General features: G+C 38.4%; 26 protein-coding genes, 2 pseudogenes and 2 riboswitches. Of the genes and pseudogenes, 11 read left to right on the top strand and 17 right to left on the bottom strand.

Features of this window, described 5'->3' with window-relative positions; all coding sequences use genetic code 11:
- Nucleotides 1–50 precede the first annotated feature (50 nt).
- The gene (locus M3221_RS16525) at nt 51–929 is read right to left on the bottom strand and encodes a prephenate dehydrogenase/arogenate dehydrogenase family protein (protein WP_251272829.1); all 879 of its coding nucleotides are present in this window, start codon (nt 927–929) and stop codon (nt 51–53) included.
- 18 nt (nt 930–947) lie between these two features.
- On the bottom strand, nt 948–1,631 hold the full coding sequence (locus M3221_RS16520; RefSeq protein WP_251272828.1) for an RraA family protein: 684 nt from the start codon (nt 1,629–1,631) through the stop codon (nt 948–950).
- A gap of 690 nt (nt 1,632–2,321) precedes the next feature.
- On the opposite strand from M3221_RS16520, the gene M3221_RS16515 reads away from it, so the two are divergent.
- From M3221_RS16515 to M3221_RS16505, 3 genes are all read left to right on the top strand, one after another.
- Nucleotides 2,322–2,942, top strand: coding sequence for a hypothetical protein (locus M3221_RS16515; protein WP_251272827.1), 621 nt, complete (start codon nt 2,322–2,324; stop codon nt 2,940–2,942).
- Nucleotides 2,943–3,062: 120 nt separating this feature from the next.
- A complete protein-coding gene (locus M3221_RS16510) occupies nt 3,063–3,557 on the top strand; it encodes a hypothetical protein (protein ID WP_251272826.1) in 495 nt (164 codons plus the stop codon).
- 147 nt (nt 3,558–3,704) lie between these two features.
- On the top strand, nt 3,705–3,893 hold the full coding sequence (locus M3221_RS16505; protein WP_251272825.1) for a hypothetical protein: 189 nt from the start codon (nt 3,705–3,707) through the stop codon (nt 3,891–3,893).
- 533 nt (nt 3,894–4,426) lie between these two features.
- On the opposite strand, the gene M3221_RS26855 is transcribed toward M3221_RS16505, so the two are convergent.
- From M3221_RS26855 to M3221_RS16475, 7 genes are all read right to left on the bottom strand, one after another.
- Nucleotides 4,427–4,555, bottom strand: coding sequence for an HPr family phosphocarrier protein (locus tag M3221_RS26855; protein WP_396120298.1), 129 nt, complete (start codon nt 4,553–4,555; stop codon nt 4,427–4,429).
- Between the two features lie 60 nt (nt 4,556–4,615).
- On the bottom strand, nt 4,616–4,894 hold the full coding sequence (locus M3221_RS16500; RefSeq protein ID WP_251272824.1) for a YciI family protein: 279 nt from the start codon (nt 4,892–4,894) through the stop codon (nt 4,616–4,618).
- Nucleotides 4,895–5,088: 194 nt separating this feature from the next.
- Nucleotides 5,089–5,886, bottom strand: coding sequence for a fumarylacetoacetate hydrolase family protein (locus M3221_RS16495; protein WP_251272823.1), 798 nt, complete (start codon nt 5,884–5,886; stop codon nt 5,089–5,091).
- 100 nt (nt 5,887–5,986) lie between these two features.
- Nucleotides 5,987–7,252 (bottom strand): cation:dicarboxylate symporter family transporter, encoded by a 1,266-nt coding sequence (locus M3221_RS16490; protein WP_251272822.1) that lies wholly within the window; start codon nt 7,250–7,252, stop codon nt 5,987–5,989.
- 420 nt (nt 7,253–7,672) lie between these two features.
- Entirely contained in the window at nt 7,673–8,233 is a 561-nt protein-coding gene (locus M3221_RS16485) for a FumA C-terminus/TtdB family hydratase beta subunit (protein ID WP_251272821.1), read from the bottom strand.
- A gap of 24 nt (nt 8,234–8,257) precedes the next feature.
- Entirely contained in the window at nt 8,258–9,136 is an 879-nt protein-coding gene (locus M3221_RS16480) for a fumarate hydratase (RefSeq protein WP_285880945.1), read from the bottom strand.
- Nucleotides 9,137–9,380: 244 nt separating this feature from the next.
- On the bottom strand, nt 9,381–11,282 hold the full coding sequence (locus tag M3221_RS16475) for a sigma 54-interacting transcriptional regulator (protein ID WP_251272820.1): 1,902 nt from the start codon (nt 11,280–11,282) through the stop codon (nt 9,381–9,383).
- 843 nt (nt 11,283–12,125) lie between these two features.
- On the opposite strand from M3221_RS16475, the gene M3221_RS16470 reads away from it, so the two are divergent.
- The gene (locus tag M3221_RS16470) at nt 12,126–12,293 is read left to right on the top strand and encodes a hypothetical protein (protein WP_251272819.1); all 168 of its coding nucleotides are present in this window, start codon (nt 12,126–12,128) and stop codon (nt 12,291–12,293) included.
- A gap of 215 nt (nt 12,294–12,508) precedes the next feature.
- On the opposite strand, the gene ptsG is transcribed toward M3221_RS16470, so the two are convergent.
- Both ptsG and nagB read right to left on the bottom strand, forming a co-directional pair.
- On the bottom strand, nt 12,509–14,479 hold the full coding sequence (ptsG, locus tag M3221_RS16465) for a glucose-specific PTS transporter subunit IIBC (RefSeq protein ID WP_251272818.1): 1,971 nt from the start codon (nt 14,477–14,479) through the stop codon (nt 12,509–12,511).
- Nucleotides 14,480–14,566: 87 nt separating this feature from the next.
- The gene (gene nagB / locus M3221_RS16460; protein ID WP_251272817.1) at nt 14,567–15,322 is read right to left on the bottom strand and encodes a glucosamine-6-phosphate deaminase; all 756 of its coding nucleotides are present in this window, start codon (nt 15,320–15,322) and stop codon (nt 14,567–14,569) included.
- A gap of 382 nt (nt 15,323–15,704) precedes the next feature.
- On the opposite strand from nagB, the gene M3221_RS16455 reads away from it, so the two are divergent.
- From M3221_RS16455 to M3221_RS16440, 4 genes are all read left to right on the top strand, one after another.
- Nucleotides 15,705–16,430 (top strand): GntR family transcriptional regulator, encoded by a 726-nt coding sequence (locus M3221_RS16455; protein WP_251272816.1) that lies wholly within the window; start codon nt 15,705–15,707, stop codon nt 16,428–16,430.
- 276 nt (nt 16,431–16,706) lie between these two features.
- On the top strand, nt 16,707–16,877 hold the full coding sequence (locus tag M3221_RS16450; protein WP_251272815.1) for a hypothetical protein: 171 nt from the start codon (nt 16,707–16,709) through the stop codon (nt 16,875–16,877).
- A gap of 30 nt (nt 16,878–16,907) precedes the next feature.
- Complete coding sequence (locus M3221_RS16445) at nt 16,908–17,099, top strand: hypothetical protein (protein ID WP_251272814.1); 192 nt, start codon at nt 16,908–16,910, stop codon at nt 17,097–17,099.
- Nucleotides 17,100–17,725: 626 nt separating this feature from the next.
- Nucleotides 17,726–18,064, top strand: a complete 339-nt coding sequence (locus M3221_RS16440; RefSeq protein ID WP_251272813.1) for a hypothetical protein — start codon at nt 17,726–17,728, stop codon at nt 18,062–18,064.
- 220 nt (nt 18,065–18,284) lie between these two features.
- Here M3221_RS16440 and M3221_RS16435 read toward each other — a convergent pair whose 3' ends face one another.
- Both M3221_RS16435 and M3221_RS16430 read right to left on the bottom strand, forming a co-directional pair.
- Nucleotides 18,285–18,518 (bottom strand): topoisomerase C-terminal repeat-containing protein, encoded by a 234-nt coding sequence (locus M3221_RS16435; protein ID WP_251272812.1) that lies wholly within the window; start codon nt 18,516–18,518, stop codon nt 18,285–18,287.
- Between the two features lie 39 nt (nt 18,519–18,557).
- Nucleotides 18,558–19,172, bottom strand: a pseudogene (locus M3221_RS16430) (DNA topoisomerase); the annotation flags it as partial.
- A 251-nt stretch (nt 19,173–19,423) separates the two neighbouring features.
- Here M3221_RS16430 and M3221_RS16425 point away from each other — a divergent pair.
- Nucleotides 19,424–19,585, top strand: coding sequence for a helix-turn-helix transcriptional regulator (locus tag M3221_RS16425; protein WP_251272811.1), 162 nt, complete (start codon nt 19,424–19,426; stop codon nt 19,583–19,585).
- 46 nt (nt 19,586–19,631) lie between these two features.
- Here M3221_RS16425 and M3221_RS16420 read toward each other — a convergent pair whose 3' ends face one another.
- The 3 genes from M3221_RS16420 to M3221_RS16410 form a co-directional block, all read right to left on the bottom strand.
- Complete coding sequence (locus M3221_RS16420; RefSeq protein ID WP_251272810.1) at nt 19,632–20,180, bottom strand: MEDS domain-containing protein; 549 nt, start codon at nt 20,178–20,180, stop codon at nt 19,632–19,634.
- A gap of 299 nt (nt 20,181–20,479) precedes the next feature.
- Nucleotides 20,480–20,626 (bottom strand): hypothetical protein, encoded by a 147-nt coding sequence (locus tag M3221_RS16415; RefSeq protein WP_251272809.1) that lies wholly within the window; start codon nt 20,624–20,626, stop codon nt 20,480–20,482.
- An 18-nt stretch (nt 20,627–20,644) separates the two neighbouring features.
- A riboswitch (cyclic di-GMP riboswitch) is annotated at nt 20,645–20,730 on the bottom strand.
- Between the two features lie 545 nt (nt 20,731–21,275).
- Nucleotides 21,276–21,512: a hypothetical protein gene (locus tag M3221_RS16410; RefSeq protein WP_251272808.1), complete on the bottom strand. Its 237-nt coding sequence runs from the start codon at nt 21,510–21,512 to the stop codon at nt 21,276–21,278.
- A gap of 233 nt (nt 21,513–21,745) precedes the next feature.
- Here M3221_RS16410 and M3221_RS16405 point away from each other — a divergent pair, with 233 nt between their 5' ends.
- Complete coding sequence (locus M3221_RS16405) at nt 21,746–22,108, top strand: hypothetical protein (protein ID WP_251272807.1); 363 nt, start codon at nt 21,746–21,748, stop codon at nt 22,106–22,108.
- A 501-nt stretch (nt 22,109–22,609) separates the two neighbouring features.
- Nucleotides 22,610–22,692, top strand: a riboswitch (cyclic di-GMP riboswitch).
- Between the two features lie 13 nt (nt 22,693–22,705).
- The gene (locus tag M3221_RS16400) at nt 22,706–23,197 is read left to right on the top strand and encodes a GGDEF domain-containing protein (RefSeq protein WP_251272806.1); all 492 of its coding nucleotides are present in this window, start codon (nt 22,706–22,708) and stop codon (nt 23,195–23,197) included.
- A 55-nt stretch (nt 23,198–23,252) separates the two neighbouring features.
- Here the strand turns inward: M3221_RS16400 and M3221_RS16395 are convergent.
- Nucleotides 23,253–23,687, bottom strand: a pseudogene (locus M3221_RS16395) (RNA-guided endonuclease TnpB family protein); the annotation flags it as partial.

The following is a 23,687-nucleotide window of genomic DNA, read 5'->3' as shown; positions in this document are numbered from 1 at the left end:
AAACACACGGCACCGGCACCGCCGAATGCCGCAACCTTTACCTTATATGCTTAGCTTGTTACTTTAAAAGCTTCAATTACTTGAAGCCAGTGTTCTGGTTTTTCGCCCTTAAATTTATCTTTTAAATTTAAAGAAGCAAGCTTTTCAATTTTTTCCTTTGCTGCTTTTGACATAGAGGAATCAATATTTGCAGAATCGAGCATCGCAATTGTGCCACCAAGTTCTACAGAACGTCTGACTGCGTGGAGAGCTGTGCCAGTAACAAGTCGATTCATCGTTTCTTCAAATGTCCGGCCATTGATTGTTTCACTGAGAGAATCAATAACTAGTGTCTCAACATTGAACTCGTGTGCTGCTTCAAGAAGTTCAATATAAAGGCCTGCAATACCCTTCATATATATGCTGCGAATTAATTTAACGGCTGTTGCTTCTCCCGGTACCTCACTGACTTTAGTGATGTTCATGCCAAAAGCCTGCATAGTTTCTTTAAAGACATCTGTTCCATCACCGCTTGCTAAAATAGGAACTTTATGTTTATATACCGGGAGTGGGCCCATCATTGCAGCGTCAACAAATTTTCCGCCTTTTTCTTGAACGTTTTTAGCAATTCCCTTCTTCACATCAGGATTAGAGGCGGATACATCTATATATAAAGTATCATTTTTTAAATGTGGTTTTAACTGACTGCTTACTCCCAATGCCTTATCAGCGGGTACCGCAACGACTACAGCATTTACCTGTTGTAAAACTTCCTCTGGCGTTTGAACAATTGTTACACCTGCTGTTTTTGCTCGATTTAGTATCAATTCGTTATATGCTGGCACATTCCAAAGGGGATCATACGCCGTCATCTTTTCAAGTCCTTGCTGTTTTAATCCTGATGCCAATTCAAATGCTGCTTCTCCAAATCCAACAAATCCCAAATACATAGTTCTTCTCCTTTCCTTTTAAAACCCAAATTCCTTTATTTTATCTTCCAGCCATGGTGGTGCAATGCTTACCCCATCTGCATTTCCCTGCTTACGTTTCTCTTCGTAATTCGCAATAGTTTGAAGTCGCTTTTCTTCATATTCAAATTTGTTTTCTGCCTTATGCAGAACTTCCTCAATTTTGTCTCTAGGAACGACAACGACGCCGTCTTCATCGCCAATAATTAAATCTCCTGGATGAACGACTACCCCAGCGCAAGAAATAGGAGTGTTAATGGCTCCAGGTCCGTCTTTAAAAGGGCCATTTGGAATAAACCCTTTTGCAAAAATTGGTAAGCCAATTTCACTAAGCATTTCTTTATCTCGAACAAAGCCGTCGATTATAATTCCTTCAAGACCAATTGCTTTGGCCGCTCCAGCCATTAGTTCTCCAAGATACGCATTTTCAGTGTGTCCCTTACCATCTGCCACAAGAACATAGCCTTCACTGCCACAGTAAATACCCTGGTGCAAGAAAAGGTTATCACCGGCTCTCAGGTCTACTGTTAAAGCAGTTCCAACTACTTTCATACCAGGAGCTACTGGTTTTACCGTATAGTGCATGGACCCAGTACACCCCATTGCATCTGAGATCAATGTGGTATTTAATCTTCTTGCTCGATCGATGACTTTCTGTGATAAAAGCGGTGCTGTATAACTCAATTGCAAACTCTCCTTCCGAATCATTTCAAATTGTTGATAGCGGTTCCAAAGAAAATCAAAAAAATAAATATTATGTTTGTAGTAAAAATAACTAACAAATTTGATTTAGTAATATTTATTACTACTTGTAGCGCTATCGTAACATCTATAACAGACAAAGTAAATATTTTTTCTAACTTTTTTTATTTTTGTAATAAAAAATTCTTTCTAAACAATAGACCGAATTTATGTGTAGACAAACCCCATTTTCGAAAGAAACTTTTACGAAAATGGGGTTTTTCCTTTTTGTTTTAACTTATTTAGTTGCTTTCTGATTAAAATAGTCCAATGTCTTGATTGCTCATTCAGCATTAAAAATAGCTGTCGACTTTGTCGACAGCCTAATTCGTTCTAAATAATAGACCGAATTTTTCCTTAGTTTAATTTTTGATAACATGGTAAATTTTCAAATATCTAAAGCACGATCTATAGCAGCAATCATTAGCTGGTTCAAATCCTCTTTTTTTCAATGGAAGATTTATCCTGTCACACCATTCATCAAATAAAATCCTTTTTTAAAACGACTGAAGTGAGCTGCACGAAAAGAAAATTTGGGAAGACCGGCTTTCACAACGCCAGTATTACAATAAAAAAGCGAAAGAAGCGGTGTACCAGCACTTTTCTTCTCCTTCCATTCCCGAAGCAAGACTTATGCGTAAAGGTTTAGGTGACTGGTACTTTATTGTGCCGGGAACGGATGATACTTTTAGCTATATGGAAGGTATTTATACACACAGGTTAACACCTGACTATTCTATTGAAATGGACAAGCGCAGCACAAAACCTGGATACGCGGTGCTCAATCTGCTGTCCGTCTATTCCCTCACCTATCAAGTGATGGATCTGCTTTATCAGCAGGTGCCAGTGGCCAATCTATACATGGAACGGTTAAAGGATCGATGGATCATTCATATGAAAGACGCACGTTTGAGTGGTGTTTCAGTGGAATTAGCTGACTTTATTAAACGATCTGCCAAACAAGGGCGTGTGCGGTATGTTCCGGAATATGATGCACTCAGTATCGAATCGGAGGAGGAATTGCTGTCGGTTTCCCTATCGGTTGATATTAAGGACTGGCTGCGAAAAAAAGGTGAACAGACAGGGAAAAGTATGCTGTATATTGCCGCAGAGATCTTTGAGGAAGTATATCAGCATGAGCAAGACAAAGCGGGGAAATATCAATCGTTTTCAATTAATTACATAGAAGGAATTTATACACGAAGGTTAACACCTGACTACTATATTGAACTGAGCAAGCGGGGCACCGGGTAATTCTAGCAAAGAATAGACAAAGGATTTCAATATTCTAGATAATTTCATATAAGTAACACCAAGTCTTTGAAGTGCATAATTTATATAGGGATATGTCTAAATAACGGTGGAGGTATGAGTATGGTTAGCTTTAAATCCTTCCATGGCACCGTTACCATGATTACTGATTTTATGATAAGCCAAAATGGTGAAGGAGCAGGTTGTTATAAATTAATGTCTGTAGAAGACGGATATGGAGCCTTAGTAAATTTTGTAGTGTCACCCACCACTTACTTTGTAGACCACATAATGATAGCAGCAGGAGATAGGATAACAGGATATTATGATGGAGATGCACCAGTCCCTCTTATTTTCCCGCCACAATATCAGGCACTTGTTATGGCAAAAGACAATCCATATCAAAATGTAAAAGTAGACTACTTTAACAGCCAGCTGGAAAGCAGTGATGGCCAATTAAAATTGAATCTTTCACCATCTACCCAAATAGTATTGAGAAATGATCAAGCCTTTACAGGAAACCCTGCAAACCGAAACTTAATTGTTGTCTATGGACCTACAACCAGAAGTATTCCCGCCCAAACCACCCCCTACAAAATTATAGTTTGGTGTTCGTGATTATGGAAAAATATTTTGTGAATTTAAATCAATAAAGCTTATAGGCCTCTATTCATACCAAATTTCTGCGCGAGATGTTTAATTCATTTCGTGCAATTATTTTTGCATACAAGCTCAGCTTCACATTTACATATAAGTTCGGCCCGCATGAATGAATGGCTCTCCAAGCAGCAATACTACAATAAAAAAGCCAAAGAAGCCGTATACCAGCGCTTTTCTTCCCCTTCCATTCCGGAAGCAAGACTTATGCGCAAAGGTTTATGGGACTGGTACTTTATTGTGCCGGGAACGGATGATACCTTCAGCTACATGGAAGGGATCTATACACAGAGGTAACATCTGATTATTCGATTGAAATGGGCAAGCGCAGCACAAAGCCTGGATATGCGGTGCTCAATTTGCCGCTAGCCTATTCCCTTACTAATCCTCGTCGACTGCAACCATATTGGTATATCTCTTGATAATATATGTATTTGAATTTATTACATCGTAAATAAAACAATATATAGAATACAAGTACATATATATGTGAGTTAAATTATGATGCTGTTTATAGCGTCTCACTTTCGACTATGAGTTATGATCCCGCTTTAACCTTGTTTCTTCTAGAAATTATTAAGAGTAGCAAAGCTAGAAGTTATAAACATGTATCAAATTAGAATATGTTCAAAACTCTTAAGTTTTGATACTGTTCATTCGCCGAAATAAAAAAGCCGATTCTCTAACTAGAGAATCAGCTCTTAAAATTTTTCTTCAACTAAGGCTATCCGTTAATTTAAGTAAAATACTTCACAAACTGTACAAATTCATACTTTATAAAAGAGAAGTATTCTATAATTAACAAAACCCTTCCTTCATATTTTATTGTTTCATAACATTCCTTTTTTGATAATGATCTTTTTTTTAATAAATATGATTTCACTGTTAAAAGAAGACGCTGACTCCACAAATTGAGCTGCAATTCTTGCCTGAAGCCCTTTCGTGAGGCAAACAACAATCTATTTTTCTATCATTATTAATGCTCCCCACTTTTCATGAACAACCTATGTATTTTCACATTAATAGGGTAAAACTGCGTCGCTGACCATTTCCCATTCGTGAATTTCACACCCTCTTGCTCCTTGAATAACATAAGGATCTTTTTTTGCGATTTGTTCCACTTCTTCCAATGAGCCAACTCGATAAATAACTAATCCTCCAGCATCGTCAGTAAATCGGCCATTGGCAAATATCTTGCCTTCCTTGTGTTTCTGCTCTAAATAGTTAAGATGCTGCGCGCGGTATTCTTGACTCTTCTCCTGATTTAACATTGGCAAAAAAACAGCGAAGTATTTCACTTAATAATCTTCCTCTCCATTGTTAGTCGGTTACAATTTTCCGGCCGTTCGAACTGCTTAAAGCAATTAGAATAACTGATTTGTGGTAGATCGTGCATTTTTGTACGTATCATAATAGCAGCACAGCATTTTGTTAAAAAGGTCGCTTCGATGTTTCAGCATCGAAGCGACTAATATTATTTTTACATCATCTTCTATTGCACATAATTACAAAGCTTACCGATCCGTTCTACTTCAACAACTACAACATCTCCTGACTTCAAGGGACAACTGCCAGAAGGTGAACCTGTTGCCAAAATATCACCAGGCTCTAGTGTCATGACTTGCGATATCCAACTTATAAGGTACGGAATAGTAAGGGTCATTTGATTTGTGTTCCCATCTTGTACAACGTTACCGTTTAAAGTTGTGACGATTCGCAAATTTGAAGGATCTAGACCAGTAACGATGCACGGTCCTAAAGGTCCAAAAGTATCAAAACCTTTGCCTCGCGTAAACTGAGGATCACTTTTTGTAAGGTCTCTCGCTGTAACATCATTTAATATAGTACAGCCAAAAACGTAATCCAGCGCATCCTCTTCTTTAATGTTTTTTCCGCGCTTCCCAATCACAAGGGCCACTTCCCCTTCAAGTTCTACCTGGTTGGTTAAATGACTGGGTGGAAGAGAAATTTCCCCCTTGTCTGGAATGAGCGAAGATAAAGGCTTTAAGAACATAACTGGTTCTACAAGATTGGACTTTCCCCCTGTTTCCTTCGCATGGTCTGCATAGGTCCAGCCGAAATTAATCACTTTAGAAGGTTTTACAGGCTCTAAGATTTTCACGTCACTATATTTCACCTTTACCCCATCATATTTTATTTCCTTGTTGACAAGTTCATGAAAATTACTCGACAGTTGTAATATTATCCCATCCTTAACAATACCATAGTGTATTTCTCCGTGATGGTTCTGATAGCGAACTATTTTTTGTGTTTTTTGTAGCACCTGCATGATGAACAAACTCCTTTAATCAGTAAGATATACAGAACTTAAATAACGCAAAATTCAGATTTCTTCATAATCACAACCTTATGAAGTGACCTTTTCTTTTTTAAACTGCAGTACTCCTGTGAGCAATATAAGCTTTATTTTTTTCCGTATCAAATTGGCCTTCCCATTTCGTAATAACCACTGTTGCTAAAGCGTTTCCAAATACGTTAAGAGCAGCTCGGCCCATATTTAAGAGAAAGTCAATTCCCGCGATAAAAGCTAAACCTTCAAGTGGCAGACCTGCAGCTGCTAAAGAAGAGAGAAGTACGACTAATGCTCCGCCAGCTACTCCAGAAATCCCTTTGGAAGTAACTGCAAGAATTAACACTAGCGTGATTTGTGCACTTAGTGACATATCAATTCCATAAAGCTGGGCAATAAAAAGGGAGCTAAGAGCCAAATATATACACGATCCGTCTGTATTGAAAGAATATCCAATTGGAACAACAAATGAAACGACAGGTTTAGGACACCCATATTTCTCTAGCTTACTCATCACTTGAGGCAAAGCAGATTCCGCACTCGACGTAGAGAACACAAGAAGCAATTCATCCTTTAAAAGTTTAACAAATTCGATAAAATTGATTTTAAATAATTTGGCTACTAATCCAAAGCAAACAATAAAAAATACCAGGTATGCTCCATAAGCTGTAACGATTAATTTTCCTAATGGAATCAGAGAGACTGCACCAAACTTGGAAATAGTTACACCAATCAGTCCAAAAACTCCGAATGGTGCGACTTTAAGGACAAATGAAACCATATGAAACATAGCGCCTGATAAAGTTTTGAAAAAATTCAGCAGAGGTTCTCCCTTTTCTCCCATAGCAGCAACACTCAGACCTAAAAGAACAGCGAAGAAAATAACAGCTAAAAGGTCCCCTTTGGCCATCGAGTCAACTATATTCGTTGGAACAATATTAGTAATAAACTCTAAATGGCTCTCTTTTTCCATCTCCTGTTCAGTCGCCATGTAATTGGATATGTCCCCTTGTGAAAGCGCATTCATATCAACCCCTGCACCAGGCTTGAATACGTTTGCGAAAAGGATTCCGATTACAATTGCTACAGTAGTAGCTATTTCGAAATATAGAATGGTTCTAAACCCTAATTTCCCAAGCTTTTTGGCACTGCCTAATCCAGCAATGCCAACTACAATACTTGAAAAAACGATAGGAACTACAACCATTTTAATTAAATGCATAAAGATGTCGCCTATTGGTTTTAGGTAGGTCTCGACACCAGGATGTTTGTAAAATATCAACCCAACAATGATACCAGATATTAATCCCAATAAGATTTGGATAGGAAGTCCCAGCTTTTTCATTAATGTTACCCTCCCGTTTGTTTTATTCTTTAATACATTTTCGAAAGAAGTCTCCCTCTTCAAGCCTGTGAAGGGCTTAGCTTGGTGGTAAAGAGGAATTAAATGTCGGTTAGGATTAAGTGATCATCTAAAGACTTTTATTTCCCCACTAATTTGGTGCATTTATAGAAATCTTGTGAGGGGCCTTTGACAACTAAACATATAAGGTTACGGAAGATCGTGTGTTGCCACATAAAATGTTTTCAGTGTTTTTGGGCGATAGACAAAATCAAGCTACTATGACAAATCCAACGTACCATCTTTTTCAGGATCTTTGGAACAAAGGAGTTAACCCGGTCAACTTCTCTTGGGTGGAAGAGGCCTCCCGAGAAACTCCCACTTCAAGCAAGGCTAAATAGTAGATAGCCCTCAATTGTTATATTATCGTGCTATTGTTCGATACTTAGCAATCTCCTGTTCATAAAGGTCTTTTCCATGTGCATCATAAACAACTAAAACAGGGAAATCCTTAACAACAAGTTCACGGATCGCCTCCGGACCCAGATCTTCATAGGCGACCACCTCCGCAGCTTGTACCTTTTCGCTTAGAAGGGCAGATAACCCGCCAATGGCAGAAAAGCATATAGCTTTATCATTTTTACACGCGTCTTTCACAGATTGACTGCGTGGCCCTTTTCCAATCACACCCTTAACCCCGTATTCAAACATAGCTGGAGTATAAGGATCCATACGGGAAGCTGTTGTAGGGGCGATAGAGCCAATAACCTGTCCAGGCTTAGGTGGTGTTGGTCCAGCATAAAAGATGATTTGGTTACGTAAATCGATCGGCAGTTGTTCATTGTTTTCAAACCGCTCCAAAAACCGCTTATGCGCAGCGTCCCTCGCTACATAAATCACTCCATTTAAAAAGACTTCATCCCCTGCATGTAAACTTAAAACATCTTTACTAGTAAGTGGTGTTTCTATATATACTTTAGCCATTATTTAGCACCTTCTTTTCTGAATTTAAATGACGCAGGATTTTTTCCGCGCTGCATGACATTGAATATTTACCGCAACGGGTAGAGCTGTGATATGACATCCGTATGTTTCAGCAGACACCCATAAGGATGTATTTGTTCCGCCTAGCCCCTGTGGACCAATACCCGTCTTGTTAATTTCTTCAAGCAATTCTTTTTCTAGCTGTGCAATATGTGGTTCGGGATGGTACTGGCCAATATCACGCAGGACCGCCTTCTTAGCTATTTCTGTTACTTTGTCAAAGCTTCCACCGATCCCAACACCAACCACAATCGGCGGACACGCTCTTCCACCTGCTGCTATAATTGTGTCTAGCACAAACTTCTTCACTCCTTCTACTCCCTCTCCCGGAAGCAGAAATTTCATGGCGCTCATATTTTCACTTCCGCCACCTTTTGGCAAAACCGTTAATTTAATTTGGTTTCCAGCAACGAGTTTGGTGTGTATCACACCCGGCGTATTATCGTTTGTATTTTTTCGGAGCAACGGATCTCCAACAATAGAGTTGCGCAAATAGCCTTCTTTATAGCCTTTGCGAATCCCTTCGTGGATCGCCTCTTCAAAATTTCCTCCGTCAATGTACACATCCTGCCCCACTTCAGCGAAAACAACCGTCAGTCCTGTATCATGGCAGTACGGCCGATCTTCTGTTGCGGCTAATGAAGCGTTTTCAATGAGCTGGTCAATAATGGATCGTCCTAACGGCGACTGCTCTGATTCTCTCGCTCTATGAAATCCTTCTACAATGTCCTCTGGCAGTTTGTAACAAGCCTCCCAGCAAAGTGTTGCTACTGTGTCACGAATTTGGTCAACGGAAATTTTTCTCACTGTGCTGCGGATTTGGTCAACTGAAACTTCACTCATGCTTTCTCCACCTTTATGTTTTTTGTCTTTCATTATCGTAAGATGCATGTTTCGTGCCAACATTGCCAATACCTAAAATTCTCTCTCGAAAAATACAAAAATTCAGTTGTTTACAGCGTTTTGCCTAGAACGAACATCTTTTAAGAAAGAAAATTATACTTTGATACAATTTATGTTTTTTCATATTCGAAAATTGCATTTCATTTTTGAAACAAAAAAAGAAGGCTAATTCGCCTTCTCTTTTTTACTCTCCTATTTGTTCGTTATTATCGATTTGTAATTTCCTCCATAAAGTTGTTTTACTAATATTGTATACCTGGCATAAGCGCTCTTTGTTTCCATCATATTGGTTTAACAACTTTCTCCAAATGTCCGTCTCCATTTTTCTGAAATCCGTTGAAATCTCTACTTCGAGTTTTTGTGCTGTTTTTTGCTTCTTTTTTATCGATTGAATAATTTGCGAAACAAGATCCTGTGTAATCGTTCCTTCTGGCGTGCAAATAACTAAACGATGAATCGCATTTTGAAGTTCCCTTGCGTTCCCGAGCCACTGATGATCAAGTAAAGGAAGAAAAACGTCTGTATTTTCCCAAACCAATACTCGATTTTCCCGTTGCATTTCTGCTTTTAAAAATGAAACGGCTAAAGGAATGACATCTTCTTTTCGATCACGAAGTGGGATTAAACTCAGCTCCAACACGCTAAGTCGGTAATATAAATCTTCTCGAAACGACCCTTCCTGCGTTAAATCAAATAACGGCTTGTTCGTTGCACATATTACGCGAACATCAATCGGAATAATCCGGTCTCCTCCAATTCTTCTTACTTCTTTTTCCTGCAGCACACGCAGCAATTTCGCTTGAAAAGGAAGAGAGATTTCCCCGATTTCATCTAAAAACAGCGAACCGCCGTGTGCTAATTCAAACAGGCCGGGCCTGCCGCCTTTAATCGCACCGGTAAACGCCCCTTCCACATACCCAAACAATTCGCTTTCCAATAAATTCTCGCTTAGTGCAGCACAATTAACCGAAACAAACGGTCCTTTGTTTCTTTTGCTTGCATTATGAATACTTTGTGCAAATAATTCTTTTCCCGTTCCCGTTTCTCCATAGACTAATATCGTCGCTTCAGACTGAGCATATGATCTAGCTTCGGTAACCACCTGCTTCATTTCAGTGTTAGTGGTGACAAAGTCATCAAACGTGTTTTTTGCCGTCAACCCTCGATCATTCAGCCGCTTTCGTATATTCAACTCCATGTTTTGGATTTTACTTATTTCCTGGTAGATTCCTACTGATCCTTGGAAAATAGAATCAATATAAATAGGAATATGATGAATGACGATCTTTTTCCCATTTGCTAACGTATGAAGCATTTGATGCTCTTCCTTTTTCTCCTTAATGATGTTCAGCAAAACGGGATCTGTAAAACAGTCCGAATATTTTCGACCGGCAATATCCTGGGGAAACCCAAATATCCTTTTAGCTGCGTCATTATATACTTTAATAATACCGTCTGGATCAATTGTAAGTACTCCCTCATGGATGACATCCAGAATTGACTGCATTTCCTTTGTTTTCGTTCGTTCACTTGTCTGAGCCCGAAGAACATTCATGGCTGTCTCCAATGCTGTGAGCACTGATTCTTCACTAGACTTTAGCAAATGGCTATGAACGTGATGCTGAAGCGCAATTTGCGCAGAAACTCTATCTCCGATAATGGCTTCGACTTTTTCATCTTGAATTAATCTTTTTACAACATCTTCAATGTTTCCGTCCGCATCTGTAGCGAATATTAACTGCAGTTGATCGGACAATTCCATCACGCGGCTTGGTTTGGATAAAATATTCGCTGGGGTAATGATGGCAATTTTTTTGTAACCGCTACGGGCCACGGCACTAATTGATTTCAAAATATCCGCCGGGGTAACCGGTACATCAATTACCGGTAACTCCTGCATTTTTCGAAGAGATTTGGCCATGCCTCCTCTTGAAATAATCACTCTCGTTGCCGGGTTAATTTGTTGCTGCCAGGGATTTTTAGGATCACCTGATATTAGCGAGAACGGAATATCTGTTTTTTCACAAAGCTGCATTGCATCTTTTGCAAGCTCCGGATACGGAGCAATAATTAAAATATCTTCCAATCTCTTCACCTTCTGTCCAATGTTCATTGTATACCCACACTCTAATCCAACTACGAAAATTGGTCAAATTATCAAAAAACATTACTTTTCGTAACAGATTTCCTATTGCAAAGCCGAACAACACTATTAACCGAATAAGGTTGTTCCAATCTTTGTCTTCTACAAAATTAGGGATAACTCCCTCTAGGTACCTGCCATCACCTTATAATGATTTTTCTTGTAAAGTTGTATTTATGTGGAATATTGCCTTATAAGTAAAGGTTTAGGTACTGGTACTTTATTGTGTCGGGAAGCAACGATTCTTTCAGCTACCTCGAAGGGACCTATACACATTATAAACCTGCTTTAAAAACTATGTGGAAGGAACCACATAGCTTCAACCACTCCATATCTTCCTAAATTTTCTACATAAAGATATACTTTGATTCCTCGTCGACTGCAAATTACGTTGATTATCTTTTTATAATATACATATTTGAATTTAGCATATAATTATAAAAACCAACATGACGAAGACCAGTGTATACATATGTGTAATAAATAATGCTACTGTTAACAGCAGCCCGCTTTTGTCTCTGAGTTATAATCTAGCTTTAACCTTGACAGGGTATAAAAGAATACCTTAACCTTTTGCATATCTCTATAGTTAAAATAGTTTTTGCTGGTCAAAGAAAAAGGGAATAGGTTCAATGAAGGAAAAGGGTCTACATACATAGGTTAACACCTAATTATTCCCTTGGAAGGGACAGGCGCAGTACGAAGCCTGGATATGTGGTGCTTAATCTGCCAGCCGTCTATTCATTTACCTATTAAGTAATAGATCTGCTTTATCAGCAGGTTCCAGTGGCCAATCTGTATATGGAACGCTTAAAAGACCGGTGGGTTATTCGTATGAAAGATACCCGCTTAAACGGTGTTTCGGTTTCGTTATCCGTGGATATTAAGGATTGGCTGCGAAAAAAGGAGAACAGACCGGCAAAAGTATGCAGGACATTGCGGCAGAAATACTGAAAGAAGTATATCGAAGAGAACACTTCCATAAATAGTGCTGATTTTGTACGGGTTTGACTTTGAATGGATTACTTGCATATATACAAAACGAAGATGCCCAGAAAAAAGAGTTTTTTTCTGGGCATCTTCTTTAAATATAATCATTATACAAGATTCTTTTAAATGCTAATTTGAACGTTCCCTTGTCTGTAGGAATAAATTTAATAACTGAGGGTTTAACCAGCTGAACTTTGGTCATTTTTAAAAGTGATTTTTCCTAGCAAGTTAATTCCTGCCTGCACTTCTGTATTCCGATCAATGATCAGTTCCCGGTCCTCTGTTAAATTGGTGAAAATAACCGGCGTTATGGCAGAAGGCGCGTGTTGCTCGATATACTCAAGGTCGATTTTCAGCAGTTCCTGGCCGGCTTTGACTTTTTCGCCATCTGAAACAAGCACTTCAAATCCTTTTCCTTTTAAATGAACAGTGTCAATTCCAATATGAATTAAAACTTCAGTTCCCGCAGCGCTTTGGAAAGAGATCGCATGCTTTGTTGGAAAAATAGAGACGACTGTGCCGTCCATTGGAGCGACTACTGTGCTTCCCGAGGGTGCAATAGCAAATCCTTGTCCCATCATGCCGCTTGAAAATACTTCATCCGGAACTTGCGACAGCGGAATAATTTGTCCTGTTAACGGTGCAGTTAGCTGTTCGACTTCATTACTTGGAGCGAGTTGGGCTTGCGGCAAACTTTTTTCTTTGTTTTTCTTCGGCGTGTAGCCGGTCGCAATTAATGCATGGATTTCATCTTTTAGTGCGTCTGACTTTGTACCGAAGATCGCCTGGAAGTTGTTGCCCATCTCCATAACGCCGACTGCGCCCAATTCCTTTAAACGGTTTTTCTTTACTTGCTTGGCATCTTTGACTGTTACACGCAAACGCGTAATACAAGCATCTAAGTTGTCAAGATTTTCTTTTCCGCCTAATGCATGCAGGACATTGGCGGCAAGTTCTTCTTTATTGCCATGCTGCGCACTTTCTTCTGAATTGATGTCCTCATCATCTTCTCTGCCGGGCGTTTTTAAATCCCATTTTCGAATAACAAATTTGAAAAGGAAGTAATAAATTAAGCCAAATACAATCCCTACCGGAATGGCTACCCATCCGTTTGTTGAAAGACCGTAATTTAAAATGTAGTCAATGCCCCCGCCTGAGAACGTATAGCCATGACGCACGCCAAACAAATCCATCACAACAAACATCACGCCGGCTAAAATAGCGTTGATCAAATATAAAAACGGTGCAACAAATAAAAACGCAAATTCTACTGGTTCAGTAATACCTGTCAGCATCGATGTCAGCGCTGCTGAAATTAAAATCCCGGACACAAGCTTTCTTTTTTCAGGCTTGGCCATATGAATCATCGCAAGAGCCGCTGCTGGCAAACAAAAAATCATATACGGGAAGTCACCCATCATAAACCGGCCTGCCGTCGGATCTCCGGCAAAAAAGCGGGTCATGTCACCTGTTACCACTTCTCCTGTGGACGGGTCGGTATACTCGCCCATCATAAAGTAAAACGGTGTGTAAAAAATGTGATGCAAACCAAACGGAATTAAAAGCCGGTAAATCGTTCCGTAGAAAAACAATCCAACAGTTGAATCAGCAATCAAGCCGCTCAGCGCATTAATACCGCTTTGAATGGTCGGCCAAATATACGAAAACACAACCCCAGTCAGCAGTGCACCTACGGACGTGATAATCGGCACAAACCGTTTACCGGAGAAAAAGCCGAGTACCGGATGCAGCTCGATATTGGAAAATCGTTTATACAGAAAAGCAGTTAAAAGACCGATAACAATCCCGCCGAATACGCCCATATCAATTAAATGGGCTGCTCCTTCATACGGCGGCTCGAGCCCATGAATAATCCCCATGTTATCCAGCGTTTTTGTTAAAATTAAATATCCAATCATGGCGGCTAAGCCTGCAACACCAGCGCCATTTGTTAAACCGATGGCAACCCCAACCGCAAAAATCATCGGCAAGTTGGAAAAAATAACGTCGCCGGCATCATGCAGCACCGGCATGTCCAATAAATCTGTATCACCGAACCGGAGCAGCAGGCCTGCAGCCGGAAGCACAGCGACCGGCGTCATTAAAGCACGGCCTAATTGTTGAAGAATCTGAAAGGCTTTTTTAAACAATTTTAGCACCTCTTTCTTATATTCATTTTTAGAATTTTAATATGTAAGAAGGAAATACAATGTAGATTTTCTTACTTATTTGAATACTTATAGACCAGCAATTAAATCGCTTTTAGGAAGTTTTTTAGCAGCATCTTTATCGGCTATAACGGTTACATTTCGATGGTGCTGTAAGAATGTTGCAGGAACATCTTCAGAGACTTCTCCATAAACCATTTGATACAAAGCACCTGCTTTTTTCTCTCCGCTGGCTAAAAGGAGTACATGTTTACTGGAATCTAGAATAGTTTTGAGACCCATAGATATAGCAAGCCTCGGCACTAATTCTTTGTCACCAAAAAAACGAGCATTGGCTTCCACTGTACTTTCTGACAGCTTAACCAAAGATGTACATCCATTAGGATCAGACCCTGGTTCATTAAAACCAATGTGCCCGTTTTCGCCAATTCCAAGAACTTGGATATCAATCTGTCCAACTGATTCGATTTTCTCTTCATATTGGGCGCATTCTTCTTCTAACTCTGGATTGTCTCCTTTTGGAATATGTATATTTTCTTGAGAAATATTCACATGGTTAAAGAAGTTATCATACATGAATTTGTGGTAGCTTTGGGGATGGCCGGGGGAAAGGCCAACGTATTCATCTAAGTTAAATGTTGTTACATGGCTAAAGTCAACTTGCTTGTTTATATATAAAGAAATTAGTTCTTGATATAAACCAACAGGGGTGCTCCCTGTGGCTAATCCTAATACGGTTGTTTGTTTTTGGTTAATTGTATCCGCAACCATTTTTGCGCTTGCGACGCTTAACGCTTTATAATCATCTGTTATTATAAGTTTCACTCTCTAAAGCCTCCATTACTAGTTAAATAAGTTACAACTTTAAATAGGAATATTCAGAAATTTGTTCGCATCACCTCCGGTTGCGATCAGCAATAATTGAGAGCCAGCTTAAGCCGGTAAACAAAAAAATACATATAAAAAATTGTAGTAACATATATAAATTTGTATTTATATAATATTATTTGTTACAACAAATCTAACATTGGTTGTATTTGTTGTCAATTCTATATTTTTAAATTATTTATTGTTAAAATCTATGTTTCCACAAGGATTTAAAAGGAATTGTTATTGTTAATCATGGAGATGTTATAACAAATAAGGTATGATAATTAAAAAGATGGCAAAAGGAGTTTATTCATTTCTATTAAAAGGAGGCACATCTATGGTAGAAAACAAAGAGCGTATAGCTCTGTACACCGTTATCAAACTTAAAATCATTGAGTTAATCAAAACAGGTAAATACAAAGCAGATGACCAATTGCCGACTGAGATAGAATTCTGTGAAAAATATAATGTCAGCAGGACAACCGTCCGTTTAGCACTTCAGCAGTTGGAGTTAGAAGGGTTTGTGAAGAAAATCCAGGGAAAGGGTACCTTTGTTTCTTCCGAAAAAATTCAAACGCCCATTACACAGAAAATACAAAGTTTTTCTGAACAGATGAAAGGCAGAAATGCGGAGTCTAAAGTAATCGAATTTGAATTGATTCCTGCGGATGAAGCTATTGCCCATATTTTAAACATTGAAGAAAATGATCCTGTTATTAAACTTGTCAGAATTCGTTTTGCAGAAAAAGAACCTCTTCAATACCACACTTCTTATATACCTTGGAAAATTGCCCCCGGTCTTTCTAAAGAAGAATGCACAGGATCAGGATCACTATTTGAATTATTGAACACTAAATATAATGTGGATATTTCAGAAGGTATCGAATCTATAGAACTCACCTTAACTGACGAAGCAGTAAGTAATTATTTAAATGTTCCATTAAATTCCCCTGCTTTTTTATCAGAATCGAAAACCTTTGATAAAAAAAATAATATTATTGAATATGCTCAAATTATTACTAGGGGAGACCGAACTAAATTTATGATTAAACAGACTTATTAATATAACGCCATGAGTTAAACTACGATTCGGGGTATTAAGTATGGTTTTATGAATTATTTATACAAACTGAATCATTCAAAATGTAAACGCTAATATAAAAATTTTATGAACAAGTTATTCGGCAACAAGTGAGTTCGGCGAACTGGTAATATAGTAAACTTATACATTTGATTCAATCGAAAAAGGCATGGCTAAGTTGTTATGGCGCAAAGACGAATCAATTGAAGAGAAAGGAAAGTTGGAGGAATTAGGGTATTTAAAAAGAGTAGACGAAAATTGTTAAAGAACAAATTTATGGTCCTGGGAACCGACGATACATTCAGCTACATGGAAGGGATCTATATACATAGTTTAACACCTGACTATTCCATTGAAATGGGCAAGCGCAGCATCAAGCCAGGATATGCGGCGCTCAATCTGCCGGCAGTCTATTCCCTTACCTACTAAACGATGGATATGCTTTATCAGCAAGTTCCGGTGGCCAACTTGTATATGGAGCGGCTGAATGACTATTGGATGATTCATATGAAAGATGCCCGGTTAAATGGTGTTTCGGTTGAGTTAGCCGATTTTATAAAATGTTCGGCCAAACAAGGGCGTGTGCGGTATGTTTCGGAATATGAGGCACTCAGCATAGAATCAATTAAAGAACCATTTTTGTATAGTTAGTTCATTCCACATAGAAAAGCCAGTCACTAAAATAGCGGCAATTAATTGCAAGGTTTATTAGCCCATTCATTGAGGACCTGTCAATTAAAGGAGTAGCCCAAGGGTTTTATGTAACATAATGAAGAGAGGAAAAAAATCCTCGAAGCGACGTAAGCAGTATAGCAGCAGATAGCATCTGCAACAGGTAAGGAGGTAGCCGCCTTCTTACCTGTTTTTATTTTACCACGATCTGAAAGAAGAGACCCAAAACCATTACTAGAAAAAGGGCAGCATGAAATAATCCAGAAAGAAAAAATTGCAAAAACCTTGATAAATCAAGGTTTTTATCGACTACATGTAGTCGATGGATCATACCTTTTTTTACAAAATTTTTATTTAATGGTAATTAATGTGTTGACATTGAATTACCCTATTTGGCAATACCTGATTTCAGAACTCCTTTAATTGGTTAGTTTGGCGACCGGTCAGTTAAAGGAGTAGCGCAGGGATTTTACTAGGACATAAAAATAAAAAGGTTTGAAAGGCTTAAAAAAGCCTTCTAGTGTTTGTGAGGGTGCTTTAATTGCCATGAAATGATAGAATTAACTGAGATGTACAAATTGAAAGAGTTGAAAGAAGGAATGATATTGTCAGATTTCATCATAAATAAAGCTGGTGCCAAAATTTATAAAGATACTGAAAAACATAAAATGCTTGAACTGCCCGTGCTATCCAACATTGAAGAACAAGGTGCTATTCATGAAGTTCTTTCTGTAGGATTTTTAGGTGGTCAATTAGGTGATAAAAGAGAGATCATAGCGAATATCAAGGCGTTGAGCGGATATTCTGTAGCATATCGTTTACCAGAAAGTTTGCGTGGATGGGCTGAAAAATCCATGATAATGAAGCTACAAGGCATTGATCTTTTTCCTGACAAAGTTGAATTTGGCATATTAAATAACAAACCATTTGCAGATATCATATAAAAAGCTGAGGAATTGTAGCCCTGACCTTTTGTAGTCAACTAACTACATGTAGTCAGTTCCAAAGCGCAATAAAGAACAAAAAGACAAGTCCAGTAAGATATAATAATATCGTGTCAATCATAGTTAAGCCCCCTTTAGAGCTTTTTCCAAACTATACACTAACTGGAATATTTGTAAACGTCAACACAAAAAGAAGTGCAGCCATGAGCCGCACATCTTTTTATTTGTTGCTAAAAGCAAACCCGATTTTCTTATCCTCGATTTTCAATTTTGCTTCAAATGATTTCTTTGTTTTAGATGATTTAAAGCCTTTTATAACGGGTGTTATCCCTTTTTCTAGCAAGCCTTTAATGTTTTTATCCGTTAATTTCTTGGAAGCAATGGTTTTTCCGATAGAAAAAGTACAGCCATTTGAATATTCGGAGCAGCCAATAAGCGTTTTTCGATCTACCATACGCCCTTTTTTACAAACCGGACATACACCATAACTAGATTATGTTTGCTGCTGTTCCACAGCCTTTTGAATAGTCGAGCCATCCATTTTGCCGGGCATTGTTTCAATCAAATTCTGTACGAATTTTTTAATGTTCTGGATAAATGTTTCGGATGAACCAGAGCCTTCCCCGATCTTTCTTAAATAGGATTCCCATTTTGCCGTCATAGAAGGACTGGATAACAAAGTCCCTTTAATCGCTTCACATAAAATTTCGGCTTTTTTTGTACTGAATATAATGTTTTTCTTAACGTCCAGATAGCCGTTCTTTTTAACCGTTTCGATAATTCCAGAGCGAGTTGCTTCAGTGCCGATCCCCTCTACCTCTTTTAAAATCTCACTATCCGCTTCGTCATCGACCATTTTTCCTGCCGTTTTCATGAGATTGATTAGACCGCCTTCTGTAAACGGCTTGGGAGGGCTTGTCTTTCCTTCTTTGCTGTTTAGGACTGCTGTTACATTTTCATCTTTAGAAACGCTTGGCAGCACATTATTTGAAGCCGTTTTTTCTTCTTCATCCTCTTTTTGGTGAGAAAACAGCTCTTTCCATCCTTTTTCAAGCTCTACTTTTCCGATTGTCTCAAATTCAATGCCTTTTACTGCCGTTGTAATTTTCGTTTGCTCATACGGAAGGAATACCGGAAATGATCAGTGAAGTAGATGGATGGTGTTTGTGTAAATCTGTGTGGAAGTTCGCAAAACATAAAAAAACAGCCAGGCGGGCAGCCTGACTGAAAAAATATTTCGTCATAGGGGCTAGGATATTGATGCGGAACAGTAATAATATGAACCCTGCTATACCCACAACACACGGAATCGTGTAAGGATACATACATAGATATTTTATTAAAGGATGGATAAAATCCATGCAAACAAACCAGCAGAAATATTATTCAACAAAGGAAGTCATAAAGCTGATTGGCCGTTCTGTTTCTACGGTCCATGCTTATGTCCAAGAAGGAAAGCTAAAACCTGTAGAGGATCCGTGGGGAGATCATCAAGGGCTGCTTTTTCTAGTCTTTCTTTAGCCATATTTACACTGAAGAAAAACAAAGTAATGTATGCTGCTCTTTTTTAAAGCTTCACCAATTCATCATCGGTCATAAAAAATCCGTGACATAGCAGCAAGGCCTTTTTAAATTCTTCTGGCATCCGGTCTGCATTATATGCACAGACAGAAGTAAGGTTTTTTAAAGTTATTAATTCATTTCTATTATTTTCGTATTGGACTATTTCACGTTGAGCATCCTGCATGCTGCCCCATTCTATATGGCCCCACGTTCGAATGGAGATGTTATTATCGATATAAGACTCTAAAAATTGAACACAATGATTGAACACAATTACAGGATTAAATGTTCCTTTTGAAAAATAGAAATCAAAGTTATTTTTAAAATGTACGTTGGATAACTGCTCTTTATTTAGAACAGCCTTTAGCTTTTGCTGGATGGCCGGAAGCAATTTTGTATTTTCAATCAACAAAATATGGCTCCCCTGCTTAATGCCTGAAACTGTGTATTCAACAACATTATCTATATATTTGTCCAGGTCTTGAAATGTATAAAAAATATGACCTTGGGCAGTTTGCAAACTGCTTTTTAACTGTGATGATTTTTCTATCAAAATTACCCCCCACAGACTTTATGTATTTTTACTTACAGAAAGAACTATTCTGGAGCTTAATCAACCATATCATCATTAATCCCCATATACCGGAGAGTAACCGATGGGGCTGAATGGCCAAAGATTTGCTGCAGTATCAGTACATCTCGCGCATGCATACGTTCCAATTGCTGCCTGAATCCGAATCTCGTGCAATACCATTAACGGTCCTCCAGGCTGTTTCTCGTCCGATTGAACCTTTACCCTTACGAAAAGGGAATTATTATGGAAGCTTTTTATTAAAACAAATTCCGTTTTGTTTAGTATGAAAGCAACTGAACAGCCTCTTTTAAAAGGGTAATGTCTTTAACGATTTCTTTTTTTATCTTAGGATCTTCACAGCGTTCACACTCACCATATAAGCGAGTGAGCTCTTGCTTAAAAATTGGCCTTTCTTTATCACTCATGGCGGTGTAGCCTTCCATTTCTATAGCCCGGCTATCATGGCTCTAAAAGCTTTAGACCCGTAGCTTTGCGTCCTACTCTTTCGAATAGTTTGCCTTTAACTATTTGTAATGATTTTACTATGAATGTTAAAAAAAAACATTAAAAACTTCATAATTACATAGCGATTTAAGAGAGATAAAAAAACCATGTTACAGCTCAAGTGAACGATCTATTTAGTTTCTGTTTCTTTATTAAATTAGTGAAAAACCTTATTCACAAGCTATGCGGTAACTTTTTAGTCATTAAGCGATCTGTATTTAAACTAAATTTTCTACAGAAAGGCTTGTACTCTGAATCCTCATTGATTGCAAACTATATTAATACATTTTTTGATGAATATATGTTTGAATTTAGCACATAACAATAAAAACCAACATAGAGAGACGAATGCATATATATGAAATAACTTATGATGCTGTTAATAGTATCTCATTTTTAGCTACGAGTTATAATCACGCTTTAACCTTGACTTTGTTACAAATTATAAAGAGTAGCAAAGTCAGAAGGTTATATAAATATGCACAAAATTAGATTTTGTTCAAAGCTTTTAAGTTATGAACCTTAAGGAGATAAAAAAAGACCGTCTATTGACAGTCCTATTCATGACATCTATTGCTTGCTTGTATGTATATATAACGACTGTTTCACAGTAGAAGATAAAGCAATTTCTTCAAACGAAATGGTTCCTGTATCATTTCCTTTTTCATCAATAAGAAAATCTCCGTATAATCGGTAAACTTCTTTATACATACTCTCAAGGTTTTTAGCAATAACTACAATTTGGACTGTTTCACCGTTCCGTTCAAGTTTAATAATATATCTCTTTCTTGGTTGTACAGGGCTCATTTTTCATTACTCCTCTTAACCAGATTTAGTTCATATACCCATGTGGCCTGTGAGACGAAACCAAGTTGTAAGAGGTATCTATTCTATTCTGAAGCTTTTCAGTTATGACTATTATTAATCAATAACACTTTGACCAAATGTATCCAAAACAAGGAAGGACTTCTTCTCACTTTAAAAGGGCGGAAGATTCTCCTTATTAAAAGAGAGCGACCTAAAAGAATTCAGTGGGCTGCATGGGAAGGCCTGCTCTCATAGCGGCAATACTACCACAAAAAGGCCAAAGAAGCCGTATACCAGCGCTTTTCTTCTCCCTCCATTCCCGAAGCGGGACTGATGCGCAAAGATTTGGAGACTGGTGCTTTATCATACCCGGATCTGACGATACATTCAGCTACATGGAAGGGATCTATACACATAATTTAACACCGGACTATTCCATTGAAATGGGCAAGCGCAGCACGAAGCCTGGATACGCGGTGCTTAATCTTCCGGCTATCTATTCCCTCACCTATCAAGCAATGGATCTGCTTTATCAGCAGGTTCCAGTGGCCAATCTGTATATGGAACGGTTAAAGACCGATGGATCATTCATATGAAAGATGCGCAATTAAACGGTGTTTCGGTTGAGTTAGCCGACTTTATTATACGTTCGGCTAAACAAGGGCGTGTGCGGTATGTTCCGAAATACGAAGCACTCAGCATTGAATCGGAGGAGGAATTGCTGTCGGTTTCTTTGTCCGTATATATTAAGGCTGGCTGCGAAAAAAAGGAGAACAGAACGGCAAGAGTATGCAGGATATTGCTGCGGAGATCCTTAAAGAAATGTATCAATGGGAAATTAATTGAAATAGGAATAATGAAAACAAGCATACACCCCCTATGATTTAAGCTTGACTACTTGAGAATATCTGCTTTCAGGCTTTTTTATGCAACCTCGATTTCCTTTTGTTTCATAAACCACGCTATCGGCCTTCATTTGCTTTTATTCTGCTTTTTAGCTGCAAACAGCACCCATTCGCATATTATTGCTTCAACATAAACTGTGACTAATTTCCTAAACACAAAAAACAATGTATAATATTAAAGTGAATTATCTACTACGATAAAGGCAAACCTGCCGAAAGGCAGGGGCGCAAAGCCACAGATCTAAGGTATTTACTAAGATGGCTGGGTTACCGAAGGAGACTATAACATTGAAAAGAAAATATATCTATCCGTTAGTCATTCTGCTGTTTACAATTTTACCGATTATAATTGATTTTTCTATTTCTCACGAAAGACATTATCCATTTATATGGTCGGTTTTTCTCATACCGTCTATTCTTATCATGTTCTCGTATCCAAACTGGAAAATAATCATTGGAACAGGACTATTTTATACCGCGTTGAAATATACAGCAGAACTTTCACAGAATCTCCAGCTTGATTTTAAAGATGATGCTATCTTACTTTGGAGTTCCCTTGTTAATTGGGCGATTCTTTTACTCGTTGGATACTTAAGAATACAAAATGAAAAATTATTAAACAAAATACATTGTTTGGCATTGATTGACCCTCTTACAGACACCTATAACCGCAGGTACTTCGACTTGTACATTCAGGAAACCGTTATTGATATTTCAAAAACAGGGAAGCAGCTTTTAATTATCGCTTTAGATATAGACCATGTGAACCTCTCCACCTAAATCAAAGATTTTGATGGAGCATCCCTTATCTTGAATACGGTACAACATCAGCGGATTAAGCTTCCTTCGGAAGCCCGAGTGCATGATGGAGACTAATGAACGAAGACAAGGTCTGAGATGTCCTTATTGCCAGCTCAGGAACTTTTGCCTGAAGAGACAACCATTTCGTTTCCGAAGTGGATTTTTGAAAAGTACGAATGAAGTAGCGGGCTCCGATATTATAAGAAGCGGACAAATCCGCATGATAGACTTTGCCGGTCGAAAATACGGCAAGGTCTTTTTTCGGGTTCCGTTTCACTTTTCCGGAACCATCGAACGCCAAGGCGCTGGTATTTCGCGGATTGATCCTAGAAATCCGCACATCCAGGCAGTGAGCCATTTCTTCCACTTTGTTCTGAATGCCTATTTTCCGCCATCCGTGAAGCTTAAAACGAAGTTTCCTGGCTCCATAGAACCCCTTTGGGGTTTTCATTCTGCCCAGGTATTCGAA

Origin of the sequence: Domibacillus indicus (assembly GCF_023715895.1) — a bacterium.
Lineage (GTDB): Bacteria > Bacillota > Bacilli > Bacillales > Domibacillaceae > Domibacillus > Domibacillus indicus_A.
This window is presented reverse-complemented; position numbering and strand designations above follow the sequence as displayed.

Coding starts and splice junctions, on each gene's coding strand:
- M3221_RS16515 (WP_251272827.1), top strand. CDS start 2,322: ATGCGTAAAGGTTTAGGTGACTGGTACTTTATTGTGCCGGGAACGGAT.
- M3221_RS16415 (WP_251272809.1), bottom strand. CDS start 20,626: ATGAGTGATAAAGAAAGGCCAATTTTTAAGCAAGAGCTCACTCGCTTA.
- M3221_RS16525 (WP_251272829.1), bottom strand. CDS start 929: ATGTATTTGGGATTTGTTGGATTTGGAGAAGCAGCATTTGAATTGGCA.
- M3221_RS16455 (WP_251272816.1), top strand. CDS start 15,705: ATGGTAGAAAACAAAGAGCGTATAGCTCTGTACACCGTTATCAAACTT.
- M3221_RS16480 (WP_285880945.1), bottom strand. CDS start 9,136: ATGAGTGAAGTTTCAGTTGACCAAATCCGCAGCACAGTGAGAAAAATT.
- M3221_RS16435 (WP_251272812.1), bottom strand. CDS start 18,518: ATGGTAGATCGAAAAACGCTTATTGGCTGCTCCGAATATTCAAATGGC.
- M3221_RS16485 (WP_251272821.1), bottom strand. CDS start 8,233: ATGGCTAAAGTATATATAGAAACACCACTTACTAGTAAAGATGTTTTA.
- M3221_RS16505 (WP_251272825.1), top strand. CDS start 3,705: ATGAATGAATGGCTCTCCAAGCAGCAATACTACAATAAAAAAGCCAAA.
- M3221_RS16410 (WP_251272808.1), bottom strand. CDS start 21,512: ATGAGCCCTGTACAACCAAGAAAGAGATATATTATTAAACTTGAACGG.
- M3221_RS16510 (WP_251272826.1), top strand. CDS start 3,063: ATGGTTAGCTTTAAATCCTTCCATGGCACCGTTACCATGATTACTGAT.
- M3221_RS16495 (WP_251272823.1), bottom strand. CDS start 5,886: ATGCAGGTGCTACAAAAAACACAAAAAATAGTTCGCTATCAGAACCAT.
- M3221_RS16490 (WP_251272822.1), bottom strand. CDS start 7,252: ATGAAAAAGCTGGGACTTCCTATCCAAATCTTATTGGGATTAATATCT.
- M3221_RS16425 (WP_251272811.1), top strand. CDS start 19,424: ATGCAAACAAACCAGCAGAAATATTATTCAACAAAGGAAGTCATAAAG.
- M3221_RS16405 (WP_251272807.1), top strand. CDS start 21,746: ATGGGAAGGCCTGCTCTCATAGCGGCAATACTACCACAAAAAGGCCAA.